Origin of the sequence: Shinella curvata, assembly GCF_022899935.1 — a bacterium.
Taxonomy (GTDB): Bacteria; Pseudomonadota; Alphaproteobacteria; order Rhizobiales; family Rhizobiaceae; genus Shinella; species Shinella curvata.
The window spans coordinates 510,363-525,935 of record NZ_JALJCJ010000005.1; the positions used below are offsets into that span (position 1 = coordinate 510,363).

Sequence of the window (15,573 nt, forward strand, 5' to 3'; positions counted from 1 at the left end):
CAGCTTTCGTATATTGGGTCATGAACGGAAAGACACCCGGCTTCAACGTGATCGGACAGCTTGCAGCGCTCAGGCGCTATGCCCTGTCGCTCGTCCGCAATCCGGACGAGGCGGAAGACCTGGTGCACGATGCCCTGGTGAAAGCCTATGAGCGGCAATCGAGCTTCCGCACCGGCGCCAATGTGCGCAACTGGCTGATGTCCATCCTGCACAATGCGCATATCGATCGTCTGCGCCAGCGCCGCTCTCTGGAACGTCGCCACGATGCAGCCGCCGAGCTCGCCGAACGCACGATGCCGGCGAACCAGGATCATTCGGTGCGGCTGACGCAGCTTCGTGACGCCTTTTTCGGCCTGCCGGAAGACCAGCGAGCGGCGCTGCATCTCGTCGCCATCGAAGAGCTTTCCTATCAGGAGGCGGCCGATACGCTGAAAATTCCGGTGGGCACACTGATGTCGCGCGTCGCCCGCGCCCGCGAACGGCTGCGCTCCTTCGAACAGAGCGGCCCGGCCGCGACCGTGACCCATCTCAAGATCGTCGGAGGCACTGGCGATGACAAGCAATGACCCCATCCTCGAGGCCGATCTCAACGCCTATGTCGACGACCAGCTTGCCGTCGGCCGGCGCATCGAGGTGGAAGCCTATCTCTCGGAACGGCCCGATACCGCCGCCCAGATCATGAAGGACCTGAGGGTGCGCGACGAGTTGCGCCTGGCACTCGCCGATCACCGCACCGTGACACGGCAGGAAACGCGCGAGGCCGCGCGTCTGCTCGAACGTGCGCTCTCGCGCCGCCGCGTCTTCGGTTTCCTGCGCCGCGCCGCCACCATCGCGCTGTTCGTCGCCGCCGGCTGGGTTGCCCATGCCGCCTTCGGACCTTTCGGCGCGAGCGAGGTGGTGGCATCGACACCGCCGCCCGCCTTCGTGGAGGAGGCGGTGCGGGCGCACAAGACGACGCTTCTGCGCGATTCCATGGTGTCGCAGCCGGAGACGGAAAGCTTCGACCCCGCCGAAATCCGGTCTGCGACGGCGATCGTCCTGCCGGACCTGCCGAAGGGCTGGAACGTGGTCGATACGCAGGTCTTCCCCTCCGCCTACGGCCCGAGCGTCGAGCTGGTGCTGGAGCCCCGGAAGGATGAGCGCCTGTCGCTCTTCGCCGTCCGCCCCGGCTCGTTCGCCGTGCAGCACGTGCTGCTCTTCCACGCAGACAATGCCCGCGCTGCCTATTGGCAGATCGGCGATGTTGCTTATGCGCTGGTGTCGGAAAGCCGCAAGGCCGACGACCTGGCCGAAACCGCGCGGGATCTTTCCCGCACGCTCTACTGATCAACCGTTTCCAGAAGGAGATTTCAGATGGAACCCGTACAACAGCGATTTGGCTATGGCGCGCAGGCGCAGTCGGCCGCCCTCTTCGACGAGGGCCTGCGCCAGCACATGCTGCGCGTCTACAACTACATGGGCGCCGGCCTCGTCATCACCGGCCTCGTTGCCTTCATCGTCGGCTCGACGCCGGCGCTCTACGTGCCGATCTTCTCCTCGCCGCTCAAGTGGGTGGTGATGCTCGCCCCGCTCGCCTTCGTCTTCTTCTTCTCGTTCAAGATCCAGACGATGTCGGCCAGCACCGCACAGATGACTTTCTGGGCCTTTTGCGCCGTCATGGGCCTGTCGCTCGCCTCGGTGTTCCTCGTCTTCACCGGCATGAGCATCGCGCGCACCTTCTTCATCGCCGCCACGATGTTCGGCGCCACCAGCCTCTACGGCTACGTGACGAAGCGTGACCTGTCGAAGTTCGGCTCGTTCCTGATGATGGGCCTGATCGGCGTCGTCATCGCCTCGATCGTCAACATCTTCCTCGGGTCGAGCGCCCTGCAGTTCGCGATTTCCGTCATCGGTATCGTCGTCTTCGTCGGCCTGACCGCCTGGGACACGCAGAACATCAAGGAACAGTATGCCGAAAACATCGACCAGGAATCGAGCCAGAAGATGGCTGTGTTCGGTGCGCTCTCGCTCTACCTGAACTTCGTCAACATCTTCCAGCTGCTGCTGAATTTCACCGGCGAACGCGAATAGTTTTCGCAAATGATTTCAAAGGGAACGGCGGGGCTTTGCTCCGCCTTTTCTTTTTGTACATAACGCAAAAAACCGTAAGAAAACACTTACGTAAACTATCCCCGTTGACAAATCGCCCCGCAGCGTTTTTGCTTAAGGCATTCACCAGGGGGGTCCCGACAAGGGGCTGAGATACTGCTGGCTTTCGCAGCGCAGTGACCCGTTGAACCTGATCCAGTTCATACTGGCGTAGGGACGGTGCAAGCGCTGTGGCAGGATATCCGTAAACCCGGAGTCCGCGTCCGGCGTCCTTCCATCATTCCGGCTCTAGGACTGGGTCTCCAACCGAAAACTTGGAGCCTCACGATGAATATTGCCGCCCAAAAGCTTACCCCGACCGTCACGACCGGTGCCCTGCCCGCGTCCCGCAAAATCCACATTGCCGGCGACCAGCATCCCGATATCCGCGTGCCGATGCGCGAAATTTCACTGCACCCGACCTCAGGCGAACCACCGGTCATCGTCTACGATGCCTCCGGCCCGTACACCGACCCCAACCACGTCGTCGCCATCGACGCCGGCCTGCCGCGGCTGCGCGAAAGCTGGGTTGTCGCCCGCGGCGATACGGAGGGATACGAGGGCCGCCACATCCGCCCCGAGGACAACGGCTTTGCCACCGGCGAGCGCCTGACCCCAGAATTTCCCATCCGCAACCATCCCCGCCGGGCGAAGGACGGCAAGGCGGTGACGCAGCTCGCCTATGCTCGCGCCGGCATAATCACACCGGAAATGGAGTTCATCGCCATCCGGGAAAACCTCGGCCGCAAAGCTGCGAAAGAGGCGCTTGCCCGCGACGGCGAAAGTTTTGGCGCGCATATCCCCGATTTCGTGACGCCCGACTTCGTCCGCCAGGAGGTCGCGAGCGGCCGGGCGATCATTCCCGCCAACATCAACCATCCGGAAGCCGAGCCGATGATCATCGGCCGCAATTTCCTGGTGAAGATCAACGCCAATATCGGCAATTCCGCCGTCACCTCCTCCATGGCGGAGGAGGTCGAGAAGATGGTCTGGGCGATCCGCTGGGGCGGCGATACCGTCATGGACCTCTCGACCGGCCGGAACATCCACAACATCCGCGAATGGATCATCCGCAACTCCCCGGTCCCCATCGGCACCGTGCCCCTCTACCAGGCGCTGGAGAAGGTGAACGGCATCGCCGAGGACCTGACCTGGGAAGTCTTCCGCGATACGCTGATCGAGCAGGCCGAACAGGGCGTCGACTATTTCACCATCCATGCCGGCGTGCGGTTGCATTACATCCCGCTGACCGTCAACCGCGTCACCGGCATCGTCTCGCGCGGTGGCTCGATCATGGCCAAATGGTGTCTTCATCACCACCGGGAAAGCTTCCTCTACGAGCACTTTGAAGAGATCTGCGACATCTGCCGCGCCTATGACGTCTCCTTCTCACTCGGTGATGGCCTGCGTCCCGGCTCGATTGCCGATGCCAACGACGCAGCACAATTCGCAGAACTCGAAACACTCGGCGAACTGACCCAGATCGCCTGGAAAAAGGACTGCCAGGTCATGATCGAAGGCCCCGGCCATGTGCCGATGCACAAGATCAAGGAAAACATGGACAAGCAGTTGAAGGTCTGTGGCGAGGCCCCGTTCTACACGCTCGGACCGCTGACGACGGACATCGCGCCGGGCTACGACCACATCACCTCGGGCATCGGGGCGGCGATGATCGGCTGGTTCGGCACGGCCATGCTCTGCTACGTCACGCCGAAGGAACATCTCGGCCTGCCCGACCGCAACGACGTGAAGGTCGGCGTCATCACCTACAAGATCGCGGCGCACGCGGCCGATCTCGCCAAGGGACATCCGGCGGCAAAAATCCGCGACGACGCACTGTCGCGTGCGCGCTTCGAATTCCGCTGGGAAGACCAGTTCAACCTCTCGCTCGACCCGGACACCGCCCGCTCGTTCCACGACGAGACCCTGCCGAAGGAAGCGCACAAGGTCGCGCATTTCTGCTCCATGTGCGGCCCAAAATTCTGCTCCATGCGCATCTCGCACGACATCCGAGCCGAAGCGCAGAAGGAGGGGCTGGAGGCGATGGCCCAGAAATTCCGCGAGGGCGGTGATCTCTACATGCCGCTTGCGGGAGAATGACCATGCGCATCCTCGTCAAGGGCGCCGGCGTCGCCGGCCTGACGGTCGCCTGGCAGCTCTACCGCCACGGCTTCGACGTCACCATTCATGAACGGGCCGAAAAGGTCGGCCAGGGTGCCTCCGGTTTTGCCGGCGGCATGCTCGCTCCGTGGTGCGAGCGGGAAAGCGCGGAGGAACCTGTTCTGACGCTCGGCCGTCTCGCTGCCGACTGGTGGGAGGCGGCATTGCCCGGCCATGTGCATCGTCGCGGCACGCTGGTCGTGGCAAGCGGCCGCGATGCCGGTGAACTCGAGCGTTTCGCAACACGAACCACCGGCTGGGAATGGCTGGACGAACAAGCTATCACAGCGTTGGAACCGGACCTTACCGGCCGCTTCCGCAAGGCCCTGTTCTTCCGGCAGGAGGCGCATCTCGATCCGGGCAAGGCGCTCTCCGCGCTGACGGCGGGGCTGGAGGAGGCGCGCATGCGCTTCCTCTTCGGGCCCGGCAGCCATGCGACCCGCTATGACAGGATCGTCGATTGCACGGGCGCCGCAAAGATCGGGCGGCTTGCCAATCTGCGCGGCGTGCGCGGTGAAATGCTGCGGCTCGAAACCAGCGACGTCACGCTTTCCCGCCCCGTCCGCCTGCTGCATCCGCGCCACCCGATCTACATCGTGCCGCGCGAGCGCAATCGCTTCATGGTCGGCGCGACGATGATCGAAAGCGACGATGCCGGCCCCATCACCGCCCGCTCGCTGATGGAACTGCTGAACGCAGCCTACGGCCTGCACCCCGCCTTCGGCGAGGCGCGGCTGGTCGACACCGGCGCGGGCATTCGCCCCGCCTATCCCGACAATCTGCCGCGGGTGACGGAAGACGGCGAAACCCTGCATGTGAACGGGCTCTATCGCCACGGTTTCCTGCTCGCGCCGGCCATGGCCGGTGAAGTCGCGCGCCGGCTTCTTGCCGAACATGCCTCACCCGAAAGGATGGCCTCATGACCTTCATCATCAATGGCGAGGAACAGGACGTTGCCGCAACAACCCTCGCCGATCTGCTGCTCGCCCTCGACTATGAAGGCGACTGGCTGGCGACGGCGGTCAATGGCGAACTGGTGCACCGTGAGGATCGCGCCGGCTTCTCGCTCGGCGCGCATGATCGCATCGAAATCCTTTCGCCCATGCAGGGGGGCTGACATGCTGAAGCTCTACGACATTGCGGTGCAGTCGCGTCTGCTGCTCGGCACCGCCCGCTATCCCTCCCCTTCCATCCTGGCGGAGGCCGTGCGGCGCTCGAAGACGGAGATCGTCACGGTCTCGCTGCGCCGTGAGACATCAGGCGGCAAATCGGGCGGTGCCTTCTTTGAACTGATCCGCGATCTCGGAGTGCGCGTGCTGCCCAACACCGCCGGCTGCCACAGCGTGAAGGAAGCGGTACTGACCGCCAAGATGGCGCGCGACGTCTTCCGCACCGACTGGATCAAGCTCGAAGTGATCGGCCATCACGATACGCTCCAACCCGACGTCTTCGGCCTCGTCGAGGCGGCCCGCATTCTTACCGATGAGGGCTTTCAGGTCTTCCCCTATACGACGGATGATCTGGTCGTGGCGGAAAGGTTGCTGGAAGCCGGTTGCCGCGTGCTGATGCCGTGGTGCGCGCCAATCGGCTCGGCGATGGGGCCCGTCAATCCGACGGCACTCCGGAGTTTTCGCGCACACTTCCCCGATGTGCCGTTGATCGTCGATGCCGGCATCGGCCGGCCCTCGCATGCCGCCGACGTCATGGAGCGTGGCTATGATGCCGTGCTGCTCAACACCGCCGTCGCCGGTGCGGGCGATCCCGCCGCGATGGCCGAAGCCTTTGCACTGGCCATCGCCGCCGGCCGGCTCGCGCACAAGGCCGTGCCGCTGGAACCGCGCGACATGGCCGTCCCCTCCACGCCCGTCATTGGAAAGGCCGTATTCTCGTGAAGCTCGATCCCTTCTACCTCATCGTCGACAGCGCCGACTGGATCGACCGCCTCGTGCCCGTCGGCGTCAAGCTCGTGCAACTGCGCATGAAAAACATGCCGGAGCACCGCCTGCGCGACGACATCCGCCGGGCCAGGGCCACCTGCGCCGCGCATGGCTGCCAGCTGATCGTCAACGACTACTGGCAGATCGCCATTGAGGAGGCGTGCGACTTCGTGCATCTCGGGCAGGAGGACCTTGCGGAGGCTGACATTGCCGCCATCCGCGCCGCCGGGCTGAAGCTTGGCCTCTCTACCCATGACGAGGCCGAGCTCGACACGGCACTTGCCGCAAAACCCGATTACATCGCGCTCGGCCCCGTCTGGCCCACCATCCTCAAAAAGATGAAATGGGCGCCGCAGGGGGTGGAAAAGCTGCGGGATTGGAAAACACGGATCGCACCGATCCCGCTCGTCGCCATCGGCGGCCTTAACCCGGATCGCCTGCAAGCCGTCTTCGAAAACGGCGCCGACAGCGCGGCCGTGGTGACGGACATCACGCTGAATGCAGACCCGGAAACCCGCACCTGCGAATGGATCGCCCGCACCACACGCTGGCGCTGATCAGAGCTTCCAAAGGCGCCGGGCATTTTCGGAAAACACGCGGCGCTTCTCTTCAAGACTCACACCGGAGAGAAGCGCTTGCGTCGCGCCGATCCAGGTGGAAAGCCCGCCACCCAGCGTGCAGACCGGCCAGTCGCTGCCCCAGACCATGCGCTCGAAACCGAAGCTTTCGGCGACATGGGCGAAATAGGGTTTCAAATCCTCCAGCGTCCAGTTTTCCGAACCATAGGCCGGGATCCCGGAGAGTTTCACGGTCATGTTCGGCCGGCGCGCAATCTCCGTGACCGGCCCCTTCCAGACGTCGAAACCGCCGCCCTTGATGTCGGGCACGCCGCAATGGTCGAGAACGAAGGAGACATCGGGCGCGAGATCGGCCAGCGCGATCGCCTTGTCGATCTGGTGCGGCAGGACGCACAGATCGAAATTGAGGCCCGTGCCGGCCAGACGCTTGATATTCTCCCGGAACAGCGCGCCTTCTGACAGGTCATCCGGCATGACATGCAGAACGCGGCGGAAACCGCGCACGAATGGATTGGCCAGAACCGTCTCGAGATAGGCGGGGAAATCCGGCGATTCCGGCCGGCAGGCGGCGATCGCGCCGACAAGCAGACTACCCTCCTCGCCGGACAGCGCCTTCACCATGTCCGTCTCGCGCGCAATGTCGCTTTCGGCAACATCGACTTCCATATGCAGCGCCGCGACGATGCCAAGCCGCCGAGCTTCGCGCGCATAAAGGTCCTGTGTGAAATCCGCATCGAGCGGCGGCACGCTGGAAAGCCAGGGATAAGAGAGCCGGTCGCGGTAGATGAGATGCAGATGGGTATCGACGATCATTCGGGTCTCCTCCGGAGCACGAACACTGGCACAGAAGAATGATCCATTCAAATACGAATTACACAGATTGAACTGGCAATCGCCCAGAGCCCCGCTAGATCTCCTCATAAAACCAGAGGAGACCATTATGAAGATCACCGCACGCAACCGCCTCAAGGGCAAGATCGTCGAGGTTATTCTCGGCGCGACCACCGCCCATGTCCGCATCGACGTCGGCGGCTCGATCGTCACCGCCGCCATCACCAATGACGCGGTGAACGAACTCGGCCTTGCCGCGGGCCAGGAAGCCTATGCGGTGATCAAGGCCTCGGATGTCATGGTGGCCGTCGATGACTGAGGGATCAACCTAGTCGACCTTCTTGCACATATGCACTTCGCCGGTCTCGTCGTCGCCCTTCTGGCGCGGCGCGATCGGCTTGAACAGCGTACGATCCGGCTTGAGATCGATCAGCGGCGTGCCGTCGAGGCAATCGAGGCCGCGCACGAAAAGCCTGTTGCCCTCAATCTTCTCCAGAAGCACGATCGAGGTGCCGATCGGATTGGGCCGCACAGGCGAGCGCAGCGAAAACGTGCCGTGCACCTCGCCATTCGAGGCCGGGCTTTGCAGCACGAGGTCGCGGCGCGACTGGTGCAGCCAGTAAAGCACCTCCAATCGTTCATAGCGTTCGACACCCGTCAGCGCCGGCACCCAGGGTTCGAAAATCTCGATCGTGCAGACCGGCCCGTCGGGGCGCCCCTGCCGCGGCGTTTCCATGCGCGAGGTCCAGGGCGTCGAAATCCGGCCGATGAAGACGATCTCCGCATCCATTGCGTCCGGCGCTGCAATAGCCACCTCGTTTTCGCGGATTTCGTTCAGCCGAACCACGGGCATCTCCATCGCTATATTTTTCCGAATACGACGATAGCGACCCGCAAAATCTTTTGAAAGATATAAATCTCGATATATCTTGATTTTCGATATATCGAGATTTATATCGGAACCATGAGACACAGAATGGGATGCGGCCCTCACCGCCATTTTTCACCGCCCGACGACCGTTCGGGTCCCCTCCATCGCGGCCGGCATCATGGGCCCGGCCGGGGCGGCCGTCATGGCGGGCGCCTCTTCGATTACGGCGAACTGCGCCTCCTGCTGCTCGCCATCATCTCGGATGCGCCGAGCCACGGTTATGAGCTGATCAAGACCGTCGAGGATCGTTTCGGCGGCAGTTACAGCCCGAGCCCCGGCGTCATCTACCCGACGCTTTCGTGGCTCGACGACATGGGCTATGCGGCCATCGAGCCGGCCGAAGGCGGGCGCAAGCGCTACAGCATCACGCCGGAGGGCAAGGCCTTCCTGGCCGCCAACCGCGCCGCCATCGACGAACTGATGGCGCGGGCCGGCGGCGGAGGCCCCGGCGGCCGTGAGGGCGTGCCCGCCCCCGTGGTTCGCGCCATGGAAAACCTGAAACTCGCCTTGCGGCTGCGGTTGCGACGCGGCGATCTCGATGCGACCTCCGCCGAAGCCATCACCGCCGCTCTCGACCTTGCCGCCCAGACCGTGGAGAAAAGCTGATGACCACAAGCACGACGACCATCCCGACCGAACATGCCAGCAAATACCTGCAGCAACTCTGCAAGCACTTTGCCCACAAGCTCGCCGTCACCTTCGATGAACATGCTGGCTCGATTACCTTCTCCATCGGCGAATGCCGGCTGAAGACGGAAGACGGCGCGCTGCGCATCGACCTCACGGCACCCAATGCCGAGGATATGGAACAGCTGAAGGACGTGGTGATCCGCCATCTCGTGCGCTTCGCATTCCGCGAGGAGCTGTCGCCGACCTGGCAGAATGCCTGATCAGCCGGCGCCGGCGGCTTCCGAGTTCTGCCGGCGCCAATCCGTAGGCGAGGCCCCCGTGCGCTTGCGGAAGAAACGCGAAAAATAGGCCGGGTCCTCGAAGCCGATCTCCCGGCCGATATCCTCCATGGGGCGGATGGTGAAGCGCAGCAGGCGCTTGGCCTCCAAGAGGCGCCGCTCCAGCACCATATCCTTCACCGTCTGGCCGAACACCGTGCGCGCCGCCTTGTCGAGCAGATGCGGCGTCGTCGCCAGGGTCTCGACATAGCGTCCGACCGCCCAGTCCTCGCGATAGTGCCTGTCGATCGCCCGGCGCAGCTCCAGCCCGAGCGCCACCACGGGCGCCGCCGCCTCGAAGCCGACCGTGCCGCCAAGCCGCGCCATCAGCGACAGCACGACACCGATCAGCCCCGCCATGACCCGCTCGCTCGCCGCCGCGCCGCCGCGATATTCGTCCATCACCATATAAAGCAGCGCGCCGATACGCGAAAATCCCGGCGCATCGGCCTCGCCGGAGAGCAGCACGGGTTCAGTCAGCGACAGGTCCACCTGCGAAGCCATGGCACGCAGGAGATCGTCGGAGATCGACACGACGATGGCATCGGATTGTTCGTCCACCTCGAAACCATGCACCACATTGCTCGGCACGAAGCTGATTGCCGGAGCGGAAAAATTCCAAGTCCTATCTTCGATCTGGTAGCGCCCCGCCCCTTTAAACCAATAGGTGAGCTGCCCCATCAGCGGATGTTTGTGCGGCGCGACCCGCCCGAAATGCAAACTCTTGCGCTCCATCACGGTTTCGACATGCAGGAAGCCGACATCGAGCGCGCGGCTCGGCTCACCGTAGACGAAAAAGGCAGGGACATCGCGACTGGTGGTCATGCCGGAAAAAGTACCAGCGAATTGCCCGCTTTGTCCATGGCGCATCCGCTATCCCCGACCTAGCATTTGTCAGGATTTTTGAGGAGGACCACCCTATGCGCGCGGAAGATCATCGCAGCGAAAAGACCCGGCCGTTCAACGGCGCCGAATATCTTACAAGCCTTCGAGACGGACGCGAGGTCTATATCAACGGCGAACGCATCGCCGACGTCACCACCCACCCGGCGATGCGCAATTCCGCCCGCTCCATCGCCCGCATGTATGATGCGCTGCACGATCCCAAGCGTCAGGAACGGCTGACCTTACCGACCGATACCGGCTCCGGCGGCTACACGCACAAATATTTCCGCGTCGCCCATTCCTCGGCCGATCTCGTCGCCCAGCAGGGCGCCATCGCCGATTGGGCGCGTATGTCCTATGGCTGGATGGGCCGCACGGCGGATTACAAGGCCGCGCTGATGAACACGCTCGGCGCCAATGCGGACTGGTACGGCCCCTTCAAGGACAACGCCCTTTCCTGGCATAAGCGCGCGCAGGAAAGCGTGCTCTTCATGAACCACGCCATCGTCAACCCGCCGATCGACCGCCACAAGCCGGCCGATGCCGTGAAGGACGTCTTCGTGCACATCACGAAGGAGACGGATGCCGGCATCTATGTCTCCGGCGCCAAGGTCGTCGCCACCTCCTCGGCACTGACGCATTACAACTTCCTCGCCCAGAGCTCGGCGACCGTCACCGAGGACCCGTCGCTCTCCGTCATGTTCATCCTGCCGATGAATGCGCCGGGCGTGAAGATGTTCTGCCGCGTCTCCTACGAACAGACGGCCAACACGGCGGCCCATCCTTTCGATTATCCGCTGTCCTCGCGCTTCGACGAGAATGACGCGATCCTCGTGCTCGACAATGTCTTCGTGCCTTGGGAAGACGTGCTGGTGTTGCGCGATGCGGCCAAAATCCTGTCCTTCCACCCGGCGTCGGGCTTCATGCACGGCTATTGCTTCCAGGGCTGCACGCGCCTGGCGGTGAAGATGGACTTTTTGGCCGGCCTGCTTGCCAAGGCGCTGCGCGCCACTGGCGGCGATGCCTTCCGCGGCAACCAGGCCATGCTCGGCGAGGTCATCGCCATCCGCCACCAGTTCTGGGCCTTCTCCAACGCCATGGCCTATAACCCGATCCCGTGGGCGAACGGCGCGGTGCTGCCGAACCTCGAAGCCGCGCTCTGCTACCGCACCTTCATGTCGGAGGCCTATCCGAAGGTCATCGACATCGTGCGCCGTACCGTCGCCTCGGGCCTGATCTACCTGCCCTCCTCGGCCAAGGATTTCGCCAATCCGGAGATCGACCGTTATCTCGCGCAATATGTCCGCGGTTCCGACAATATGGGCCATATCGAGCGCATCAAGATCATGAAGCTGCTCTGGGATGCGACCGGCACGGAATTCGGCGGCCGCCATGCGCTCTACGAGCTGAACTATGCCGGCGCGCCGGAAGAAGTTCGCCTGCAGGTGCTGAAGGGCGCCGAACGCGGCGGGCGTCTCCGGGAGATGGAAGCCCTCGTCGACCAGTGCATGGCCGATTACGACGAAAGCGGCTGGACGGGCGACACCTGGCTGCCGCCGCTCGGCGACGACGTCCTGCCCAACGCTGCCGAATGAGGACCATGCCATGGACATCGGCGTTTCCAAGACCGAATTCCGCAATGCGATGGCCCGCGTCTGCGCGCCCGTCAATGTGATCACCACCAACGGAGCCGCCGGTCGCGGCGGCTTCACTGCAACCGCCATGTGCTCCGTGACCGACGAGCCGCCGACGCTGCTCGTCTGCATGAACAGCCGCTCGGCTCAGACGGGCCTGTTCATCGAGAACCGCCGTTTCTGCGTCAATGTGCTGACCCAGGAACATAAGACATTGGCCGCCTCCTTCGCCGGTCAACAAGCCGACATGGAGGCGCGGTATGCCGATGCAAACTGGACCGATTTGCCTTCCGGCAACCAGGCGCTGACCGATGCCATCGTTTCCTTCGATTGCCGGCTGACTGAGGCGCGCCTTGTCGGCACGCACAACATCCTGATCGGCGAGGTCGTGGACATCCGTAGCAGGCGCGACGGGCACGCGCTGATCTACTTTGATCGCAACTATGTGCATGTTCCCACACAGGCCGGCAGCTTCGGCGGTTGACGGCGATATAACCGCTTGACAAGCGCCCCTCTATTTAACATGTTAAATAAAAGATCGCGTGTCGGGAGGAACAATGCCGCATCTCACCGTCGAATATTCGGCCAATCTCGAAGGCCGCACCGACCTTGACGCGCTCTGTGCGGCACTTCTCGAAACGGTGCTGGAAACCGGCCTCTTCGAGATCGGCGCCGTGCGCGTGCGCGCCCTCAAGGCCGAGCACTATGCCATCGCCGACCGGCTGGCGGAAAACGCCTTCATCGATCTCAATTTCCGCATCGGCAAGGGCCGCAGCGCGGATGAGAAGAAACGCACCGGCGAGGCGCTGTTTGCCACGGCGGGCAAGCTGCTCGCTCCCCTTTTCGAGACGCCACATTTCGCGCTCTCGCTCGAAATCCGCGAGATCGACGCGGAGCTGAGCTGGAAGAAGAACGCTATTCATCCGCGCCTGCGCGGCAAATAACAGGGACGATCATGTCGAAACTTCAGGAAAACATCGCGAAGGCGGAAACCTATCTCGCCCGCTTCAAGGAACAGGGCGTGCTGAACCGCATCGCCGGCGAAGATGTGGCGGGCGGCGACGGCACGACCTTTGAAAGCATCTCTCCCATCGACCTGAAGCCGCTGGCGACGGTGGCGCGCGGTACGGCCGCCGATATCGACCGTGCGGCCAAGGCTGCCAAGGCCGCCTTCGCAGAATGGTCGGCAATGCCGGGCGACACGCGCAAGAAACTCCTGCACAAGGTTGCCGACGCCATCGTCGCGCGCGCCGAAGAGATCGCCTTCGTCGAATGCATGGATACCGGACAGTCTCTGCGTTTCATGGCCAAGGCCGCCCTGCGTGGCGCGGAGAACTTCCGCTTCTTTGCCGACCGTGCGCCGGAAGCCCGTGACGGCAAGACGCTGCGCACGGAAAATCAGGTCAACATGACGACCCGCGTGCCAATCGGCCCCGTCGGCATCATCACGCCCTGGAACACGCCTTTCATGCTCTCGACGTGGAAGATTGCGCCTGCGCTCGCCGCCGGCTGCACCATCGTACACAAGCCGGCCGAATTCTCGCCGCTCACGGCGCGCCTGCTCGTCGAGATCGCCGAAAGCGCCGGCCTGCCGAAGGGCGTGTGGAACCTCGTCAACGGTTTCGGCGAGGATGCCGGCAAGGCGCTGACCGAGCACCCCCTCATCAAGGCCATCGGCTTCGTCGGCGAAAGCCGCACCGGCTCGATGATCATGAAGCAGGGCGCCGACACGCTGAAGCGCGTACATTTCGAACTCGGCGGCAAGAACCCCGTGGTCGTTTTCGCCGATGCGGATCTCGAACGCGCTGCGGACGCCGCCGTTTTCATGATCTATTCGCTGAACGGCGAGCGCTGCACCTCCTCTTCCCGTCTGCTGGTGGAAGAGAGCATCTACGACAAATTCACCGCGCTGGTCGCGGAAAAGGCCAAGCGCATCAAGGTCGGCCATCCGCTCGATCCGGAAACCGTCGTCGGTCCGCTGATCCATCCGGTGCACGAGAAGAAGGTTCTCGAATATATCGGGATCGGCAAGTCCGAGGGCGCGACGGTTGCGGCGGGTGGCGAGAAATTCGCCGGTCCCGGCGGCGGCTGCTATGTCTCGCCGACGCTGTTCACCGGCGCCAACAACCAGATGCGCATCGCCCAGGAAGAAATCTTCGGCCCCGTGCTGACGGCCATCCCGTTCAAGGACGAAGCCGAGGCGCTGGCACTCGCCAACGACGTCCAGTACGGCCTCACGGGCTATCTCTGGACGGCTGACGTCACCCGTGCCTTCCGCTTCACCGATCATCTCGATGCCGGCATGATCTGGGTGAACTCGGAAAACGTCCGCCACCTGCCGACGCCCTTCGGCGGCGTCAAGAATTCCGGCATCGGCCGCGATGGCGGCGACTGGTCCTTCGATTTCTACATGGAAACGAAGAACATCGCCTTCGCCACCCGCGCCCACGCGATCCCGAAACTCGGCGGTTAAGCCGCCGGCCCGAAACTCGGCGGCTCATCCCGCTTATTCCAAAAGACTGCGCCCGTCCTCGTTCGCGAGGCGGGCTTGAGGAGGACAACATGCCCGTACCGCAGCCCAATCTCTACCCGCCCTTCAACATCGTGCGCCTCAGCCACGTCGAATTCGGCGTCACCGATCTCGCTAAATCGCGCGCCTTTTATGTCGATACGCTCGGCCTGCAGGTGACGGACGAAGACAAGGACACGATCTATCTGCGCGCCATGGAAGAGCGCGGCCACCACTGCATCGTTCTCAAGAAATCCGACAAGCCGGAAGCCCGCGACCTCGGCTTCAAGGTCTTCGACGAAAACGATCTCGACAAGGCCGCGCATTTCTTCAAGGGCAAGGACCTGCCGGTGGAATGGGTCGAACGTCCCTATCAGGGCCGCACCTTCCGCACGCGCGACCCGATGGGCATTCCGCTCGAATTCTACACCAAGATGGACCGCCTGCCGCCGATCCACCAGAAATACGCGCTCTATCGCGGCGTGAAACCGCTGCGCATCGATCACTTCAACTGCTTCTCGCCTGACGTCGATGCCTCCGTCGGCTTCTACAACGAGCTCGGCTTCCGTGTGACCGAATATACCGAGGATGCCGAAACCGGCCGCCTCTGGGCCGCCTGGACGCATCGCAAGGGCGGCGTGCACGACATCGCCTTCACCAACGGCCGCGGCCCGCGCCTGCACCACACCGCCTTCTGGGTGCCGACGCCGCTCAACATCATCGATCTGCTCGACCTGATGGCGACGACCGGCTGGGTGTCCAACATCGAGCGTGGCCCCGGCCGCCACGGCATCTCCAATGCCTTCTTCCTCTATATCCTCGATCCCGATGGTCATCGCATCGAGATTTACTGCTCGGACTACCAAACCGTCGATCCGGACCTCGAGCCGATCAAGTGGGATCTCAAGGACCCGCAGCGCCAAACGCTGTGGGGTGCCGCGGCGCCGAAGTCCTGGTTCGAGCACGGCAGCCTCTTTGCCGGCGTCGAGCCCGAGGAAGCCAAGCTGAAGTCCCAGCCGATCATCGCACCGTAA

Annotated in this window: 19 protein-coding genes and 1 riboswitch; of the genes, 16 read left to right on the forward strand and 3 right to left on the reverse strand. The window is 63.3% G+C overall.

Annotated features, from left to right (window positions below):
* The first annotated feature begins 20 nt into the window (after nucleotides 1–20).
* The 8 genes from MUU55_RS20415 to MUU55_RS20450 all read left to right on the forward strand — a co-directional run bounded on the left by MUU55_RS20415 (nucleotide 21) and on the right by MUU55_RS20450 (nucleotide 6,781).
* Entirely contained in the window at nucleotides 21–566 is a 546-nt protein-coding gene (locus MUU55_RS20415) for a sigma-70 family RNA polymerase sigma factor (RefSeq protein WP_244762599.1), read from the forward strand.
* Nucleotides 553–1,326, forward strand: coding sequence for an anti-sigma factor (locus MUU55_RS20420; protein WP_244762600.1), 774 nt, complete (start codon nucleotides 553–555; stop codon nucleotides 1,324–1,326). The genes MUU55_RS20415 and MUU55_RS20420 overlap by 14 nt, the downstream gene beginning before the upstream one ends.
* Nucleotides 1,327–1,353: 27 nt before the next feature.
* A complete protein-coding gene (locus MUU55_RS20425) occupies nucleotides 1,354–2,070 on the forward strand; it encodes a Bax inhibitor-1/YccA family protein (protein WP_244762601.1) in 717 nt (238 codons plus the stop codon).
* A gap of 136 nt (nucleotides 2,071–2,206) precedes the next feature.
* Nucleotides 2,207–2,323, forward strand: a riboswitch (TPP riboswitch).
* Nucleotides 2,324–2,415: 92 nt separating this feature from the next.
* Nucleotides 2,416–4,227 (forward strand): phosphomethylpyrimidine synthase ThiC, encoded by a 1,812-nt coding sequence (thiC, locus tag MUU55_RS20430; RefSeq protein ID WP_244762602.1) that lies wholly within the window; start codon nucleotides 2,416–2,418, stop codon nucleotides 4,225–4,227.
* A gap of 2 nt (nucleotides 4,228–4,229) precedes the next feature.
* Nucleotides 4,230–5,210 carry a glycine oxidase ThiO gene (thiO, locus tag MUU55_RS20435; RefSeq protein ID WP_244762603.1) on the forward strand — a complete coding sequence of 327 codons (981 nt, stop codon included), beginning with the start codon at nucleotides 4,230–4,232 and terminating at the stop codon, nucleotides 5,208–5,210.
* Nucleotides 5,207–5,404, forward strand: coding sequence for a sulfur carrier protein ThiS (thiS, locus tag MUU55_RS20440; RefSeq protein ID WP_244762604.1), 198 nt, complete (start codon nucleotides 5,207–5,209; stop codon nucleotides 5,402–5,404). The genes thiO and thiS overlap by 4 nt, the downstream gene beginning before the upstream one ends.
* A 1-nt stretch (nucleotide 5,405) precedes the next feature.
* Entirely contained in the window at nucleotides 5,406–6,179 is a 774-nt protein-coding gene (locus MUU55_RS20445) for a thiazole synthase (RefSeq protein WP_244762605.1), read from the forward strand.
* Nucleotides 6,176–6,781, forward strand: a complete 606-nt coding sequence (locus MUU55_RS20450) for a thiamine phosphate synthase (RefSeq protein ID WP_244762606.1) — start codon at nucleotides 6,176–6,178, stop codon at nucleotides 6,779–6,781. The genes MUU55_RS20445 and MUU55_RS20450 overlap by 4 nt, the downstream gene beginning before the upstream one ends.
* Here the strand turns inward: MUU55_RS20450 and MUU55_RS20455 are convergent, their stop codons facing one another.
* A complete protein-coding gene (locus MUU55_RS20455; protein WP_244762607.1) occupies nucleotides 6,782–7,615 on the reverse strand; it encodes an amidohydrolase family protein in 834 nt (277 codons plus the stop codon). It abuts the gene before it with no gap.
* 127 nt (nucleotides 7,616–7,742) lie between these two features.
* On the opposite strand from MUU55_RS20455, the gene MUU55_RS20460 reads away from it, so the two are divergent.
* Complete coding sequence (locus MUU55_RS20460; RefSeq protein ID WP_244762608.1) at nucleotides 7,743–7,952, forward strand: TOBE domain-containing protein; 210 nt, start codon at nucleotides 7,743–7,745, stop codon at nucleotides 7,950–7,952.
* 9 nt (nucleotides 7,953–7,961) lie between these two features.
* Here MUU55_RS20460 and tsaA read toward each other — a convergent pair whose 3' ends face one another.
* Nucleotides 7,962–8,480 carry a tRNA (N6-threonylcarbamoyladenosine(37)-N6)-methyltransferase TrmO gene (tsaA, locus tag MUU55_RS20465; protein ID WP_244762609.1) on the reverse strand — a complete coding sequence of 173 codons (519 nt, stop codon included), beginning with the start codon at nucleotides 8,478–8,480 and terminating at the stop codon, nucleotides 7,962–7,964.
* A 129-nt stretch (nucleotides 8,481–8,609) separates the two neighbouring features.
* Here tsaA and MUU55_RS20470 point away from each other — a divergent pair, with 129 nt between their 5' ends.
* Nucleotides 8,610–9,170, forward strand: coding sequence for a PadR family transcriptional regulator (locus MUU55_RS20470; protein ID WP_244762610.1), 561 nt, complete (start codon nucleotides 8,610–8,612; stop codon nucleotides 9,168–9,170).
* Complete coding sequence (locus MUU55_RS20475; protein ID WP_244762611.1) at nucleotides 9,170–9,454, forward strand: DUF2218 domain-containing protein; 285 nt, start codon at nucleotides 9,170–9,172, stop codon at nucleotides 9,452–9,454. The genes MUU55_RS20470 and MUU55_RS20475 overlap by 1 nt, the downstream gene beginning before the upstream one ends.
* On the opposite strand, the gene MUU55_RS20480 is transcribed toward MUU55_RS20475, so the two are convergent.
* Nucleotides 9,455–10,336 carry a helix-turn-helix domain-containing protein gene (locus tag MUU55_RS20480; RefSeq protein WP_244762612.1) on the reverse strand — a complete coding sequence of 294 codons (882 nt, stop codon included), beginning with the start codon at nucleotides 10,334–10,336 and terminating at the stop codon, nucleotides 9,455–9,457.
* 95 nt (nucleotides 10,337–10,431) lie between these two features.
* Between MUU55_RS20480 and MUU55_RS20485 the strand changes: the two genes are divergently transcribed.
* From MUU55_RS20485 to hpaD, 5 genes are all read left to right on the forward strand, one after another.
* Entirely contained in the window at nucleotides 10,432–11,991 is a 1,560-nt protein-coding gene (locus tag MUU55_RS20485; protein ID WP_244762613.1) for a 4-hydroxyphenylacetate 3-hydroxylase family protein, read from the forward strand.
* Nucleotides 11,992–12,001: 10 nt separating this feature from the next.
* A complete protein-coding gene (locus MUU55_RS20490; protein ID WP_244762614.1) occupies nucleotides 12,002–12,514 on the forward strand; it encodes a flavin reductase in 513 nt (170 codons plus the stop codon).
* A gap of 73 nt (nucleotides 12,515–12,587) precedes the next feature.
* Nucleotides 12,588–12,974 carry a 5-carboxymethyl-2-hydroxymuconate Delta-isomerase gene (locus MUU55_RS20495; protein ID WP_244762615.1) on the forward strand — a complete coding sequence of 129 codons (387 nt, stop codon included), beginning with the start codon at nucleotides 12,588–12,590 and terminating at the stop codon, nucleotides 12,972–12,974.
* Between the two features lie 11 nt (nucleotides 12,975–12,985).
* Nucleotides 12,986–14,503 carry a 5-carboxymethyl-2-hydroxymuconate semialdehyde dehydrogenase gene (gene hpaE, locus MUU55_RS20500; protein ID WP_244762616.1) on the forward strand — a complete coding sequence of 506 codons (1,518 nt, stop codon included), beginning with the start codon at nucleotides 12,986–12,988 and terminating at the stop codon, nucleotides 14,501–14,503.
* An 89-nt stretch (nucleotides 14,504–14,592) separates the two neighbouring features.
* A complete protein-coding gene (gene hpaD / locus MUU55_RS20505; protein WP_244762617.1) occupies nucleotides 14,593–15,573 on the forward strand; it encodes a 3,4-dihydroxyphenylacetate 2,3-dioxygenase in 981 nt (326 codons plus the stop codon).

Coding starts and splice junctions, on each gene's coding strand:
- MUU55_RS20490 (WP_244762614.1), top strand. CDS start 12,002: ATGGACATCGGCGTTTCCAAGACCGAATTCCGCAATGCGATGGCCCGC.
- thiO (WP_244762603.1), top strand. CDS start 4,230: ATGCGCATCCTCGTCAAGGGCGCCGGCGTCGCCGGCCTGACGGTCGCC.
- MUU55_RS20460 (WP_244762608.1), top strand. CDS start 7,743: ATGAAGATCACCGCACGCAACCGCCTCAAGGGCAAGATCGTCGAGGTT.
- MUU55_RS20475 (WP_244762611.1), top strand. CDS start 9,170: ATGACCACAAGCACGACGACCATCCCGACCGAACATGCCAGCAAATAC.
- MUU55_RS20445 (WP_244762605.1), top strand. CDS start 5,406: ATGCTGAAGCTCTACGACATTGCGGTGCAGTCGCGTCTGCTGCTCGGC.
- MUU55_RS20495 (WP_244762615.1), top strand. CDS start 12,588: ATGCCGCATCTCACCGTCGAATATTCGGCCAATCTCGAAGGCCGCACC.
- MUU55_RS20420 (WP_244762600.1), top strand. CDS start 553: ATGACAAGCAATGACCCCATCCTCGAGGCCGATCTCAACGCCTATGTC.
- hpaD (WP_244762617.1), top strand. CDS start 14,593: ATGCCCGTACCGCAGCCCAATCTCTACCCGCCCTTCAACATCGTGCGC.
- hpaE (WP_244762616.1), top strand. CDS start 12,986: ATGTCGAAACTTCAGGAAAACATCGCGAAGGCGGAAACCTATCTCGCC.
- thiC (WP_244762602.1), top strand. CDS start 2,416: ATGAATATTGCCGCCCAAAAGCTTACCCCGACCGTCACGACCGGTGCC.
- MUU55_RS20480 (WP_244762612.1), bottom strand. CDS start 10,336: ATGACCACCAGTCGCGATGTCCCTGCCTTTTTCGTCTACGGTGAGCCG.
- MUU55_RS20425 (WP_244762601.1), top strand. CDS start 1,354: ATGGAACCCGTACAACAGCGATTTGGCTATGGCGCGCAGGCGCAGTCG.
- MUU55_RS20455 (WP_244762607.1), bottom strand. CDS start 7,615: ATGATCGTCGATACCCATCTGCATCTCATCTACCGCGACCGGCTCTCT.
- MUU55_RS20415 (WP_244762599.1), top strand. CDS start 21: ATGAACGGAAAGACACCCGGCTTCAACGTGATCGGACAGCTTGCAGCG.
- thiS (WP_244762604.1), top strand. CDS start 5,207: ATGACCTTCATCATCAATGGCGAGGAACAGGACGTTGCCGCAACAACC.
- MUU55_RS20485 (WP_244762613.1), top strand. CDS start 10,432: ATGCGCGCGGAAGATCATCGCAGCGAAAAGACCCGGCCGTTCAACGGC.
- MUU55_RS20470 (WP_244762610.1), top strand. CDS start 8,610: ATGGGATGCGGCCCTCACCGCCATTTTTCACCGCCCGACGACCGTTCG.